The organism is Aeromonas sp. 11P, from assembly GCF_051920165.1.
In the GTDB taxonomy this organism is placed as follows: domain Bacteria; phylum Pseudomonadota; class Gammaproteobacteria; order Enterobacterales; family Aeromonadaceae; genus Aeromonas; species Aeromonas veronii.
Genome location: NZ_JBQBDJ010000004.1, coordinates 1,362,882 through 1,377,077, shown reverse-complemented (window position 1 = coordinate 1,377,077; position 14,196 = coordinate 1,362,882). Strand labels below are relative to the sequence as shown.

Sequence of the window (14,196 nt, the reverse complement as noted above, 5' to 3'; positions counted from 1 at the left end):
CTATAAATATTCTCTAAATAGATGTGGAAATATGAATTTAAGTAGGATGATATGTACTTTACATAACATATGTTATCTGATATTGCCATTCTACTGGAAAAAGAAACTGTTGATTCTAAATAGCTGTTCCGAAGAGTAGATCATCGGAGGAATGGAACTCAGTCAAGTTTATACGATCGCCTTAGTCGTCAAATAAAACAAGCCACATCCCAAGTGTATGGAGATGGTATTCACCTGACAGTTGCCCACAAAAGGGAGTGGTCATACGGCTTCAAACCGGATAACAAAACGGTACCCCTATCGTGTTATCTGGAGTCACCGTATGACCACCAACGAGAAAGTAGCACGTCGCAAACTCAGCCTGCTAGAACTCGCCAAAGAGCTCAATAACGTCAGCAAAGCCTGCAAGCTCATCGGCTATAGTCGTCAGCAGTTCTACGAAATCCGTCGTAATTACCAGACCTATGGCGCCGAGGGCTTGCTCGATAAACTGCCCGGCTGTAAAGGGGCTCATCCCAACCGGGTCGCTCCCGAGATTTAACAGGCCATCCTCGATTACTCCCTCACCAGACCAACTCATGGCCCGCTGCGGGTTGCACAAGAGCTGGCTCTGCAGGGCATCAATGTCAGTGCGGGTGGTGTGCGTGGCGTGTGGCAACGTCACGACTTGCTCTCCAAACACGACCGCTTGTTGCGCCTCGAGAAAACCCACCGCGAGCAGACCATTGAGCTCAATGACGAGCAAATTCGCCTACTAGAAGGATTCAGCCCCGAATTTCGCGAACGCCAGATTGAGGTTCACTACACCGGAGAACTGGTGGCGGTCGACACCTTCTTCGTCGGTGCGCTCAAGGGGGTTGGCAAGGTGTATCTGCAAACCGTGCTGGACTGCTACAGTCGCCACGCTTGGGGGCGGCTCTACACCAGCAAGCTGCCGGTGACCTCGGTTCATGTACTCAATGAAACGGTGCTGCCGTTTTTCGAGGCCCACGAGGCACTGGTCTATACCATCCTGTCGGACAACGGGCGCGAGTTCTGTGGACGACCTGACCACCATCCCTACGAGCTGTTCCTGCAACTGGAGGGGATTGAGCACCGGACAACCAAGGTACGCAGGCCACAGAGCAACGGCTTTATCGAGCGGCTACATCGCACACTGCTGGATGAACACTTCCGTATCAAGGGGAGAACAACCTGGTATGAGTCGGTAGAGCAGATGCAGACAGACCTGGATAGCTACTTAGAGCACTACAACACGCAGCGGCCACATCAGGGCAGGATGATGGAGGGGCAAACCCCCTACAGCATGTTCAGGAAGGGTCTGAAATTGATACCGAAGGAAGTGCGCACTAAAGTAGCGTAAACAAGACACCGGTTTGAGGCCGGTGTCAGGTGATAACTAGATCTGTACACACTTCCGTATCAAGGGGAGAACGACCTGGTATGAGTCGGTAGAGCAGATGCAGACAGACCTGGATAGCTATCTGGAACACTACAACACCCAGCGGCCACATCAGGGCAGGATGATGGAGGGTCAGACCCCCTACAGCATGTTCAAGAAGGGTCTAAAATTGATACCGAAGGAAGTGCGCACTAAAGTAGCGTAAACAAGACACCGGTTTGAGGCCGGTGTCAGGTGATAACTAGATCTGTACAACTATTTGCAACAGCTATTTAGCATCTATACATGAACGAAGACATACTCGCGCGCCAGAATTAGTGTGTGATAACATTATTAGTATGTTTTACTCAGAGGCACAATTCCCCCTTGAAAAACTGTAAAATTTCCTCATCGAAGAGTAAGCTCAATAAATTATTATTTTTAATCTTCGCTACTTGTGGAAAGCAATTTTGCTTGTAGATAAAGTACCATCGCTTTTATAACGTAGCCTAGCGTTATATTTGTCGGAAATGTAATGAAAAACTTGGAATAATATAAGTGAATAATATATTCAAAGAGTCAAAAAAACTTTTAGTTTTTATGTACATGCAAATGGCTTTTTCGTTAGTGAATATGTATTTTACCGGTAGTATATTAGGTGCGGGGTCTAGAGGTATAATTCAATATATTTTTAGTATGCAAATGATGATTGCACCAGTTCTTACTTTTGGTTTGGGCTATGGATATACTCGTTCATATAGATATAAACTCTATTATCCAAATATTTATAAATTAATGTCGTTTGTGTTTTCTAGTTCATTATTACTGATTTTTATTTATCTATATTTTTCGCAAGATGCTATCCTCGATGAAAATATAACTCTTTTTTACATATATGTTACAATAAGTGTGCTTTGTTTTTATCTACTGGATCTTTATAGAGTAGAGAATTCAATGATAACATTCAGAAATGCGACGATCATTCCTACAATAGTTCAAACTATAGGTTTTATCCTTTGTTTTATTTTGGATGTTTTTACATTAAATAGTGCGTTAATTGTTATAGTTGTTGCGATATTTATTCAGCTAACATATCTATTGTTTGGTCTAAAAAATATATATCGTGACCTGACGGCACAAGTCAATGGAGGCTCTTCTTATTTCAAATATTCTATTGGGATATCATTAAATTTATTATTGATGGGCATGTCTAGTTCTATCGATAAGGTAGTAATTGCGAAATTATTTTCTCCACATGAGCTAGGAAGAATATCTGTTCTTTTAGGTTTTTCACTTGTTTTTGCAAAAATTTTTGATGCGATAGCTACCACCTATTTCACAAAAGGATTGAAAGGAAAATTTAAAATAGAATTAAATATGTCTGATGTAATTAAGATTTTGTCAGTTTCATTATTATTTTTCCCTGGTGTCTACTTTTTTGCTGAGTTTTTTGTCCCCATAATTTTTGGTGACGATTATATGCACCTTGGACATTTCTTTGTGCTGATCATTGCAACAACGATAGTTAATGGAATGGCTGGGATTTTTTCACAAGACTTGATGCTCTCTGAAAAACCCTATTTGATATCCATAAGAACACTTATTTCAATAGCTTTCTTTACTGTACTGGTATATTGTCTCAGCTATATAGGGGTGTTCGGTGTTCTTATCTCATCACTTTTATCAGCATTATTAAAAATGATATTGACAATAGTTTTGGTAAAGAATGTAGATTACAAACCTGCTGTTTAATATGAGTGTTGGATATGCCCAAAGTGTTAATAAATAAAGTAAATAAAAAAAAATTAAATGGGAAATTAGATGATTTTTATTTTGCTCGATTACCTATGGAGTGTGATGTTATCTCCCTTCATCCCGAAGAGCTGGATTTATCTACACGGTTTGATATTTTAATTAAAGTTAAAGCACTTCCACTTCTGCTTTCTAATAATAATGGTATCGCTGTTGAAAATTACAAGAAGCATATAGTAGTGATAACCGAAGGAAAGTGTTCTGAAAATGGAAATTTAAACAAGAACTCTATTGGTTGCTTTATCAATGATTTTAGAGAAATAGCAATCAATATACGTGATGAGGGCTTTAACGAAAGTCAAAGTTATATACCAATTAATGAACATCTTCAACCTCTAAATGGTGCTCACCGCATTGCATCTGCACTTTATTTTAATAGAGAAATAAAGTGTGTAATTATACCTGGTGAATCCATTAACTATGAAGAAAAGTATTTCTCAGATGTAGAGTTTAGTAAAGAGTATATAGAAAGTTGTTATCTACTACTCCAAAGGTATCAGCGTAATATTGTCACTGGTGTTGTGTGGCCTTCGTTAGGATTTATCCCTGAGAAAGTGACTAGTAACGTAATTTATTCTAAGAAATTAGAGCTGTCATCAACAGGTTTAAAGAATTTTGTAGTAAACACATATTTGAATGAATCTTGGATTGGTAATGCTAAAAATGATTTCTCTAGTAGTGTAGGAAAATCTAACCCATGTTTTGGAAATCAACCACTTACCATTTTTATGATGCATTCCAAAAACATTGATCTAGTACATTACAAGGATTCTATTCGAGCAGATCTAGGTCTTGATAAAAATTCAATACATATATGTGATGATAGTAAAGATTCATACCTTTTAGCTCGTTTTGCATTAAATCCGAACATAGAAAACATTTTAAATTCGATTCGTACGTATACATATGATGATTATATTAGTATGCTTTTGAATTTAAGAAAAGAAATTGATTGTGCAAATACTGATTATGTTTTGAGTGGTAGTGCTCTGATGGGTTTATTGGGTTTGAGAGAGCCACAAGATATCGATTATATATCTTATCAGCCTATTGCTAATATTTTCTGGGCCGATTTTCATGGTACTCACAATGGAGTGCATTCATTAGAACAAATATTATCAGATAGTACGAAACATTTTTATTATTTTGATTTACCATTTATGTCACCTGAAGAGTTTATGGTATTTAAAAATAAAAGAGCCGAACCTAAGGATCTATTAGATATAGAGCTAATAAAACCATATGCAAAGAGTTCTATGAGTTTTTTTAGTAAAATAAGAATGAGAGTAAAATCAAATTGCTATTTAGTGAAAGTAATTGTCATTGCCAATACGAAAGTTTTGTTACTAAGATTGGGTATGTTTGATTTTATTAAAAAAATATTGAGACGATGAGGTTTTTGTGGGCGACGTTTGTGTGTCATGGATATTACCAGTCTATAATGCAGAAAGTTATGTTGGTAAAACAATTGAGAGTATTTTAAGTCAAGATTTTCAGGATTGGGAACTTATCATTATAAATGATGGTTCAAAAGATAATTCAGATGCTGTAATAAATAAATATACAGATGCAAGAATTGTTTATATTTCACGGGAAAACAAAGGCTTAGCTGCAACGCTTAATCAAGGTATTGCCTTAAGCAAAGGGGAATATATTGCTCGAATCGATGCTGATGATTTATGTCATCCTCAACGTTTAACGAAGCAAATTAGGTTTATGGAAACCCACAAGGATGTCGTTTTAGTCGGCTGCAATGTTCGATACATAGACCATAACGGGAACGTGCTAGGTTACAGTTCATCATGTATAGGTAGCAATAATATAAGAGAGAAATTAAAACAGGATAATTGTATATTTCATCCTTCGGTCCTAATCAGAAAGAATGCTCTAGTCAAAGTCGGCTGTTATGATGAAAGAATTGGTTGTTATTGGGAAGATTATGCGCTTTGGATATTGCTTCTTGAAGAAGGTAAGTTTTATATACTATCCGAGCATTTATTAGACTACCGTATTCATATGTCTAGTATTAGTAGTCGAACTCCAAAGTTGGTTCAGAATTACATGCGGGAATTTTCTTTGAAAAAATCAATTTCTGATGCGAGTATAGTGAAGTTTCATAATGAAATTCAGTTGTATAAAAAATATAATGTAACGCAAAATAAAGTCAGTATCTCTCAGCCTAGAAGAATTATTAAATCAAGAATTCTTGCTAAATTTATAATGCTTGTTAGAAGAGTGATTGGTAAATGAAGGTAATGGAATTTTCAGTTGTCATGCCGATCTACTCCGGTGTAGATTATGATTTATTATTATCAGCCGTTAACTCAGTTACAAGTAACCAAACTATACGACCCTATGAAGTATTAATAGTGTCTGACGGAAAAGGTACTGAAGATATATGTCATAGACTTCAACGAGATATTAAATATCGTTTAAAATTTTTATCTTATGATAAAAATAGAGGGCCTGGATTCGCTAGAGATTTTGGAATCAGAAATGCAACATGTGAATATGTCGCTATAATGGATGCTGATGATATATCCTTATCTGAGAGATTTGAATTACAGATTGATGAGTTTAAAAGAAATCCCAATCTATCTCTCTGTGGTGGCTACATACGTGAATATGACTTTTCTTGCCAAGATAGGTCACCTTGCTCCATCAGAACCGTACCTATTAAACATCAAGATATTAGTTCGGCTATCGGTATAAAATCTCCATTTAATAATGTGACGGTCATGTTTCGTAAGTCTAGTTATATTTTATCTGGTGGTTATCCAGCTATGCGAAGCTCTGAAGATTATTACTTATGGGGCAGCTTTATATCATCTGGGCTAGAAGTTATGAATATCGGTTCGATTTTAGTGGATGTTAACTTCAATATCGCTGCGATAAATAGACGGCGTGGTTTAAAATATTTCTATGATGATTTGAAAACACAGCGGCATTTATATCACAGTAATTGCATTAATTTATTTAGATTTGTTTTGAATTTAATTAAGTATTTCTGTTTCAGACTAATGCCTGCTGTTTTTATAAAGAAAATATATTTGAGGGTACTTAGAGGATGAATATTCTACAATGCATATCTACAATGCATGGAGAGTTACTTCCAGAAGTCCGTGCATCCAATAATCCTAAAGTGATTATCAATCAAGGCATTGAAAGTCAAGATGCTATAATGATAAACTCAACTTCAATGGGCTTATCAAAGAGTAGAAATTTAGCAATTGATTTGCTACCTTTAAAATCTATAGGGATTATATCTGATAATGATGTGATTCTGGTAGACGATGTCTATAAAAATATTATAAAAGCATATGAGTTTTTTCCTGATGCCGATGCTATAACCTTTAAGGTTTTTAATTTTGACGGCTCTGATTTTAAAAAATGTTATCCTGATAAACCTCGTCGCCACAATCTTGTTTCAATTTTGAGAGTTTCTTCAATAGAAATTACGATAAGAAAAAGTGAGATAAATTCAAATGTGAAATTTGATGATGGATTCGGGCTTGGTTCAGATATAGACATTGGTGAGGAAAATATTTTTCTGTCAGATCTGATTAAGAAAGGTGGGAAAGTTTATTATTACCCACTTTATATTGGAATGCATTGTGATAGTAAGCATAGTGGTGATAACTTTGATTTAGTGATGACAAAAAAAAGAATGAAGGTTTTCTCGCGAATTTATGGTGTACTAGGGGGGCGTCTTTTGCTCATGGTCTTTCTTATTAAAAATTTACGCCGACTCAGTGGGAGTATTTTAAATCACATTAAGGTACCATTTTATTATCATGCGTGAATTTATATTGTCAGTATTATTCTTTATGGCTATCTTTTCTTTTAAGATACCTATTGTATATAATTCTTCACTTCTCGCATTTTTGTTAAGCTTCTTTTTTATTAAGGGGGGCTCATTAAATTTATTTTCCAGATACCTAAGTACGAAAGTTGTCTGGTTGTTAATGGGGCTGCTTTGCACTCCGTTTATCTACGCATTATTTTCTACGACTGCTCATGGGGTATATGATTTTACCTTTTTAAGGATTGTATTCAGTAATATTATTTACTTTATTATTACTAGTTGGTTGGTTGTCTTGTTGTTTTGCAATATTGGAGCTGATTTCGATATTGAAAAAATTATCTTTAGAGTCTTTTTGTGGCAGTCGTTAATAATATTATTAGCGTTTATGGTTCCTGATTTTAGAGATTTCATTCAATTATTTCAAGACCAGAATCAAGCGGAAGTAGCGAATGATTATTATGGCGGGGGGGTCAGAGGTTTGGCATTATCTGGCGGCCAGTTTTTTAATCTGTCAGCTGTATTTGCTCTTGTATTGACACTCTCTTTTATTAAGATGTCATGTGGTAAATTTTCTTCAAAGCAATTTGCAATTATTCTATTTGTTTTTCTAATGTCACTAACTACTGGCAGAACTACTTTTGTTGGATTTATGTTTGGGTTGGTTTTTTTGTCGTTTTCAACTAGAAATTTATTGTATTTAACTCGGTTTTATTTTTTTTCTATTTTAATTTTCGCTTTTATATATTTCATACAACCACCTTTTCTAAAAGTATTGTTTTCATCTTTAGAGTCATATTCTAAATTCGCATTTGAATTCATCTATAATTACCAGTCAACTGGTAAAGTTAGCACGGAATCGACAGAGCATCTCAAAACAATGTATTTTATTCCTGAAGTGAAAACTATTATTTTTGGCGATGGTGCTTATACAAATGCCGATGGTTCATATTATATGAAAACAGACTCTGGCTATATGCGACAGATTCTTTTGTTTGGCTTGTTTGGTTTAGTTTCTTTTATGACGTATAACTTTATTATGATTTATCATTATAGCAAGAATTATGGTCTTAATTATAAATACAAAATATTGCTCACCATGTATGGGTTATTAATGGTCCTTCATTATAAAGGAGAGGTTTTTGGGTATCTTATTACGGTTAATCAAATATTGGTTTCTTTGTTCTCGTGGTCGATCATTAGAAATAAAATAATTTATCAAAATCGTGATTACACATAAATCTGGTCGATTGTAGTGCATTAATTATATTATTAGGTTGTTTATATGGAAAAATGTTTTTTATTGCAAGTGCATAGAGACACAGAAAAAATAAGTATTCTTGTTGATAGTATTATTTCTCAGGGGGGGGATGTATTTATTCATGTTGATTATAAATCACCTGATGTTTATTTTGAGTTAAAAGAAAAGTATGGTAGGACTGAATCTGTATATTTTGCTACAGAGCGGAAGTCGGTATACTGGGGGGCGGTTAGTCAAGTTCAAGCTACTTTATCTTTGCTACAGACAGCAATTTCCAAGAAAAGATATGACTATTATACTTTGTTAAGTGGTGAATGTTTCCCAATTAAAACTATGGTTCAATTCAATCAATTTCTAGAGGTGAATAACGGGCGGTCATTTATTAATAATTCACTGTCAGAATCCTCTAGATTAAGAGCGGAGCAATACCATTTCTTTATAAACAGCAATCTTTATAGCATACCTTTTTTTAGAATAATGTCTAAGTTAATCAGACACACTGTTGGCGTGTTAGGCCTAAAAAATAATGCGTTGAGAGGTATGGCATGCTATAAAGGATCTCAATGGTTTACAATGCATAGTTCTGCAGTTGAATACATTTTAGAACATGGTTTTGAATTATTAAGTAAGCTTCGATTTTCATCATGTATTGATGAGGTATTTTTCCAAACAATACTGGCTAACTCTCCTTTGAAAAATTTTGTTATAAACAATAATTTAATGTATACACTGTGGTCTACATCGAATTTAAATCATCCGCGATTATTATCTGTAAATGATTTAAAGCAATTGGAAGAACAAGATGTATATTTTGCTCGTAAAATTGACCTTGTTAATGACAAGGCGAGTTATAATTATCTAAGTTCAATGGGGATTATACCTGTTACCACTAAAAAATAATGTGTTCACGTTCCTGAATTTAATTGTATATGGCCAGTTTTTGAATGGTCTTTTATATTGTGGTAAATGTAATTCGTATTATTTGCATACTGAATAAATTAAATGAAATTATTATGTAGTGAATGCTTCTCGGAATTGTTATGACATATGAGCCACAAAAAACGGTAGGTGTATAATTTATATTCACATGTCTCACGAGAAATTATTTATAAGTGTTTTTTAATACATAATGCTATATTTTTATAAAGATCTATTTTTTTGTTTTCGAATAAAAATGCATGTGACGAGGTTGTTTTTTTGTTGCATGGGTGTTGTTGTCTGTTTTTTGCCGGTTTATAGTGTCGCTAATGTGATTATTCTCGGATTTTAGAGTCAATATAGATATGATATGGCGGTTATTCTCATTCAACTCTGATAGTAAGCTTAATAAGGTGTGGTAGTGAAAAGGATTCAGCTCATTCCTCTGTTATCGGCCGTGGCCCTGCTCAGTGCATGCACTGTGGTGCCCGGTACCAATCTTTCCACCAGTGGCAAAACCGAGGTGGCTACGGGTTCCGTTGATGTTGATCAGCTGGCAGATGTCTATCCGGTTACCCCCGCGTTGATCAGCCAACTGCGCAAGGCTCCGGTGGTGGGCAAGGCCAACACCGAGCTCAATAGCGAGATCAGCCGTTACGAGTACCGGATTGGTGTGGGCGACATCCTCAATGTCACTGTGTGGGATCACCCCGAGTTGACCATCCCGGCCGGTTCTTACCGCAGTGCCAGCGAAGCAGGCAACTGGGTGCACGCCGATGGCACTATCTTCTACCCCTATATCGGCAAGGTGGCCGTGGTGGGTAAAACTGTCGCACAGATCCGTGCAGATATCGCCAAGCGTCTGGCCCAATATATCGAGAGCCCACAGGTGGATGTGAGCATTGCTGCTTTCCGCTCCCAGAAGGTTTATATCTCCGGTGAGGTGACCAAGCCGGGCGCCCAGCCCATCACCAATGTGCCGATGACCTTGCTCGATGCCTTCAATCTGGCTGGCGGGCTGACCCCTACTGCGGATTGGCATCATGTGGTGTTGACCCGCCAGGGCAAGGAGTTCCCGCTCTCCATGCAGGATCTGCTGCAGTATGGGGATCTTTCTCACAATCAGTTGATGCGTGACGGCGACATGCTCTATGTGCCGCGCAACGATGCCCAGAAAGTCTTTGTGATGGGTGAGGTCAACAAGGCATCGACCCTGACCATTGGCCGTGAGGGGATGAGCCTGACCGAAGCGCTGAGCACCGCAGAAGGCCTTAACCAGAATGCGGCCAATGCGACCGGCATCTTCGTATTGCGCCCCGCCGCCAAAGCCCAAGAGAAAGCCGCCATTTATCAGCTCGACCTGAGTGATGCCACCGCGCTGGTGATGGGTACCGAGTTTGCGTTGCAACCTTACGACGTGGTCTATGTCACCACGGCGCCGGTGACGCGCTGGAATCGCGTGTTGAGTCAACTGGTGCCCTCCATCAACGGCTTTAACGAGCTGACCGAAGGCATGCTGCGGGTTCGCAACTGGTAAGGCAGTGATGTTTCTTAACCTCTCCCGCTTGATTGACGTGTAGCCGCACTCCCTCAGGGAGACGACATCGAGGGGGGGCTGATGCCTCCCTTATCTCCGGTTGTTTGTTGCCTTGATGCGGTGACAAACGGGGAGGATAGGGCAGAGGGCTATGCCCTCTATCCGCCTTCCTTCAGGAAGATGCAGGTAGTGAGGGGCGGTGGCTGCAGATTTTATTTTTAAAGAGCGACAGCGATATGTTTGAAAAAATTCTTGTGGTGTGTGTGGGCAATATTTGCCGCTCCCCAACCGGTGAACGACTGCTTCGCGAGCGTTTGCCCGGCCGCCAGGTCAGTTCTGCCGGGGTCAGTGCCCTGGTTGACAAGCCGGCCGACAAGGTCGCGAGCGAGGTGGCACAGCAGCATGGTCTCTCCCTTGAGGGACACGCGGCGCGCCAACTGACCCGCGAGTTCTGTCAGGATGCCGATCTGATCCTGGTGATGGAGAAAGGGCATATCTCTGCCGTCACGGCCATCGACCCGGGGGCCCGTGGCAAAACCATGCTGTTTGGCCACTGGCAGGGGGAGAGTGAAGTGCCCGATCCCTATCGTCTGAGCCGGGAAGCTTACGAACATGTTTACCAGCTGTTGGTGCGTAGCGCCGATGGGTGGGCAAAAAAACTGTAACGACATCCGCAGCGTCTGGTGGTGTTTGGATTGTATCTGACAATAAAAATGGATTGTGTTTAATGACGACTTCTTCTGTTTCGTCCCGGCAAAGCAGTGCCGCGGTGGAGAATGACGAGATCGATCTGGGGCGCCTGCTGGGTTACCTGATCGATGGCCGTTGGTGGATTGTGACGATCACCGCTCTGTTTATGGCTCTTGGCGTTGCATACGCTCTTTTGGCGACCCCGGTCTTCAAGGCAAACGCCTTGCTGCAGGTGGAGAAAAAAGCCAGTGGTGCCGCGCTGCTCGGGGATATGGCTGACGTATTGGGCGGTGAACAGCCTGATGCCGCTGCCGAGATTGAGCTGCTGACTTCTCGTATGGTACTTGGCCGTACAGTGCAAGAGCTTCACCTCGATACCGTAGTGACACCCAATTTCTTCCCGCTGGTTGGCCGTGGTCTGTCACGGCTGATGGGGCACCCCTATCCCAAGTTGGCGGTAAGCCGCTTTGAAGTGGCGCCTGAATTGCTGGGGACGCCGCTGACGCTGACGGTTGACGCAGACAAACACTTTACCCTTGAGATTGAGGGGCGGGTGCTGGAAGGTCAGGTAGGCAAGCTGCTTGAGAAAGAGGATGTCACTCTGCTGTTGTCTGATGTGGCTGCCGATGAGGGGCAAGTCTTCACGCTGGTCAAACAACCGGCTCTGGATGTGATTGCCGAGTTGCAAAGTGGTCTTCAGGTCAGTGAAAAGGGCAAAAATACCGGGATCATCTCGCTGGCGCTGGAGGGGGAAGACAAGGGCCGCATTCGCGCGGTGCTCGACAACATCAGCCAGAACTATCTGCAGCAGAATGTGGTACGCAAGACCGAAGAGGCCCAGAAGAGCCTGGATTTCTTGCAGACGCATCTGCCTCAGGTCAAAGATGAGCTGAACCGTTCTGAAGAGCTGTTGAATGTTTATCGCCAGCAGAATGAGTCGGTCGATCTGTCGCTGGAAGCGAAAGCCGCACTGGATACCATGGTGGGCCTTGAGAAGCAGCTCAATGAGCTGACCTTCCGGGAAGCGGAGTTGCAGCAACTCTATACCCGCCAGCACCCCGCTTACATCGCCCTGATGGAAAAGCGCCAGACCTTGATGAATACCAAAAATGCGATCAACAAGTCGATCAAGCGTCTGCCAAAAACCCAACAGGAGATTTTGCGTCTGACTCGTGATGTGCAGGTCGGTCAGGAGATCTTCGTCCAGCTGCTCAACAAGCAGCAGGAGCTCAATATCATGAAGGCGGGCACCATCGGCAATGTACGGATCATCGATGACGCCGCCGTTGAAACCCGTGCCGTCAAGCCGAAGAAGCCGCTGATCGTGGTACTGGCGACTCTGCTGGGTGGCATACTGTCGGTGGGGTTGATCCTGGTGCGTGCAGCCTTCCACCGTGGTGTGGAAAGTCCGGAACAGTTGGAAGAGATGGGGCTGTCTGTCTATGCCACGATCCCCTATTCCGAAGAGCAGGCCAAGATCGAACAACAGCAGCAGAAGAAGCGTCGGCAGGCAATGCCTCTCAACGAGGCTTTGCTGGCTGCGCGAAATCCGGCCGATCTGGCGATGGAGTCACTGCGTAGTCTGCGAACCAGCCTCCATTTCGCCATGATGGAAGCCAAAAACAACATAGTGATGATCTCGGGCCCCGGCCCGGGTCTTGGCAAAACCTTCGTGTCGACCAACTTCGCTGCCACCTTGGCTCTGGGCGGCAAGAAGGTGCTGGTTATCGATGCCGACTTGCGCAAAGGCTATATGCAGAAGGTTATGGGGCAGGAGATGGGCGCCGGTCTGAGTGCCTATCTGGCGGGTCAGACAGAGCTGGCACAGGTTGTGAGCCAGACCGGGTTTGATGGCCTTGATTTTGTCTGCCGTGGCGCCGTGCCACCCAACCCTTCCGAGCTGTTGATGCACCCTCGTTTCAAAGCGCTGCTGGATTGGGCGAGTGAGCACTACGATTTTGTCATCGTGGACTCACCTCCCATCCTGGCGGTCACCGATGCAGCCATCGTTGGTCAGCATGTGGGCGCATCCTTGCTGGTTGCCCGCTTCGCCAAGACTGCGGTCAAAGAGGTGGAGGTGGCCATTCGCCGCTTTGAGCAAAACGGGGTCGCTATCAAGGGGATCTTGCTCAACGCGGTCGAGAAGAAGGCGAGCAGTTATTACGGTAACTACGGATATTATCAATACAGTTATGGCAGCAAGGAAAAAGCCTGACATTCTGTTTGGATAACCGCAATAGGTGAATGCAGGGTGCGTCTTCATGGCGCACCTTTTTTATGACCATCATAAAATAGTTTTCGAATGCAACCTGTATTTCAGTGCAATAATAGCGTTCCGATGGTATGCTATATTTGCAATTATCTATGTTTACAATGAGTTACTTAACTTTTTGTGAGCATGGCAATGCGCTGGTAAAGGGATATATGGTAATAACATTGTTGTCATGCCATATTTTCTCCGAGCCACAAGTAGACAATAAACAAGGAAAGATGAAATGAAAAAAACCGCCCTGATTCTGGCTGCTGCCATGGCATTCTCTCATGGTGTGATGGCTGCTGAAGAAGCTGCTGCCGCCGCATCCACCGGTTCTGCCGGTGCCGCAGGTGCTGGTGCTGCCAGTGCTGCTGCCATCGGGACTGGCACCATTGTTGCCGTTGGTGTAGGTGCTGCGGTTGTTGCTGGTGTTGCCATTGCAAATGCCAACTCCAACGATGATGCCGGCCGTGGTACCGGAACCACAACCAGTACTCGTTAATATGATATAGGGCTGCTTTGGCAGCCTTATTTTTTTATT

Annotated in this window: 12 protein-coding genes and 1 pseudogene; all 13 read left to right on the top strand. The window is 41.6% G+C overall.

Going from position 1 to position 14,196, the window contains the following annotated elements; genetic code table 11:
* The first annotated feature begins 322 nt into the window (after window positions 1–322).
* The 13 genes and pseudogenes from ACTG1P_RS06305 to ACTG1P_RS06245 all read left to right on the top strand — a co-directional run bounded on the left by ACTG1P_RS06305 (window position 323) and on the right by ACTG1P_RS06245 (window position 14,157).
* Window positions 323–1,363 (top strand): annotated as a pseudogene (locus tag ACTG1P_RS06305) (IS481-like element ISAs19 family transposase).
* 40 nt (window positions 1,364–1,403) lie between these two features.
* Window positions 1,404–1,607, top strand: coding sequence for an integrase core domain-containing protein (locus ACTG1P_RS06300; RefSeq protein ID WP_440002286.1), 204 nt, complete (start codon window positions 1,404–1,406; stop codon window positions 1,605–1,607).
* A 332-nt stretch (window positions 1,608–1,939) separates the two neighbouring features.
* Window positions 1,940–3,133 carry a lipopolysaccharide biosynthesis protein gene (locus tag ACTG1P_RS06295; RefSeq protein WP_440000790.1) on the top strand — a complete coding sequence of 398 codons (1,194 nt, stop codon included), beginning with the start codon at window positions 1,940–1,942 and terminating at the stop codon, window positions 3,131–3,133.
* A gap of 14 nt (window positions 3,134–3,147) precedes the next feature.
* Window positions 3,148–4,587 carry a hypothetical protein gene (locus ACTG1P_RS06290; protein WP_440000789.1) on the top strand — a complete coding sequence of 480 codons (1,440 nt, stop codon included), beginning with the start codon at window positions 3,148–3,150 and terminating at the stop codon, window positions 4,585–4,587.
* Window positions 4,588–4,594: 7 nt separating this feature from the next.
* Complete coding sequence (locus ACTG1P_RS06285) at window positions 4,595–5,443, top strand: glycosyltransferase family 2 protein (protein ID WP_440000788.1); 849 nt, start codon at window positions 4,595–4,597, stop codon at window positions 5,441–5,443.
* Window positions 5,440–6,264 (top strand): glycosyltransferase, encoded by an 825-nt coding sequence (locus tag ACTG1P_RS06280; RefSeq protein WP_440000787.1) that lies wholly within the window; start codon window positions 5,440–5,442, stop codon window positions 6,262–6,264. The genes ACTG1P_RS06285 and ACTG1P_RS06280 overlap by 4 nt, the downstream gene beginning before the upstream one ends.
* Window positions 6,261–6,995 carry a hypothetical protein gene (locus ACTG1P_RS06275; protein ID WP_440000786.1) on the top strand — a complete coding sequence of 245 codons (735 nt, stop codon included), beginning with the start codon at window positions 6,261–6,263 and terminating at the stop codon, window positions 6,993–6,995. The genes ACTG1P_RS06280 and ACTG1P_RS06275 overlap by 4 nt, the downstream gene beginning before the upstream one ends.
* Complete coding sequence (locus ACTG1P_RS06270) at window positions 6,988–8,235, top strand: hypothetical protein (RefSeq protein ID WP_440000785.1); 1,248 nt, start codon at window positions 6,988–6,990, stop codon at window positions 8,233–8,235. Before ACTG1P_RS06275 ends, ACTG1P_RS06270 begins: the two co-directional genes overlap by 8 nt.
* A 45-nt stretch (window positions 8,236–8,280) precedes the next feature.
* Complete coding sequence (locus tag ACTG1P_RS06265) at window positions 8,281–9,156, top strand: beta-1,6-N-acetylglucosaminyltransferase (protein ID WP_440000784.1); 876 nt, start codon at window positions 8,281–8,283, stop codon at window positions 9,154–9,156.
* A 439-nt stretch (window positions 9,157–9,595) separates the two neighbouring features.
* Entirely contained in the window at window positions 9,596–10,711 is a 1,116-nt protein-coding gene (locus tag ACTG1P_RS06260; protein ID WP_440000783.1) for a polysaccharide export protein, read from the top strand.
* Window positions 10,712–10,947: 236 nt separating this feature from the next.
* Window positions 10,948–11,376, top strand: a complete 429-nt coding sequence (locus tag ACTG1P_RS06255) for an arsenate reductase/protein-tyrosine-phosphatase family protein (protein ID WP_440000782.1) — start codon at window positions 10,948–10,950, stop codon at window positions 11,374–11,376.
* Between the two features lie 62 nt (window positions 11,377–11,438).
* Window positions 11,439–13,616 carry a polysaccharide biosynthesis tyrosine autokinase gene (locus tag ACTG1P_RS06250; RefSeq protein ID WP_440000781.1) on the top strand — a complete coding sequence of 726 codons (2,178 nt, stop codon included), beginning with the start codon at window positions 11,439–11,441 and terminating at the stop codon, window positions 13,614–13,616.
* Window positions 13,617–13,896: 280 nt separating this feature from the next.
* A complete protein-coding gene (locus ACTG1P_RS06245) occupies window positions 13,897–14,157 on the top strand; it encodes a hypothetical protein (RefSeq protein ID WP_150388737.1) in 261 nt (86 codons plus the stop codon).
* The last annotated feature ends 39 nt before the right edge of the window (window positions 14,158–14,196 follow it).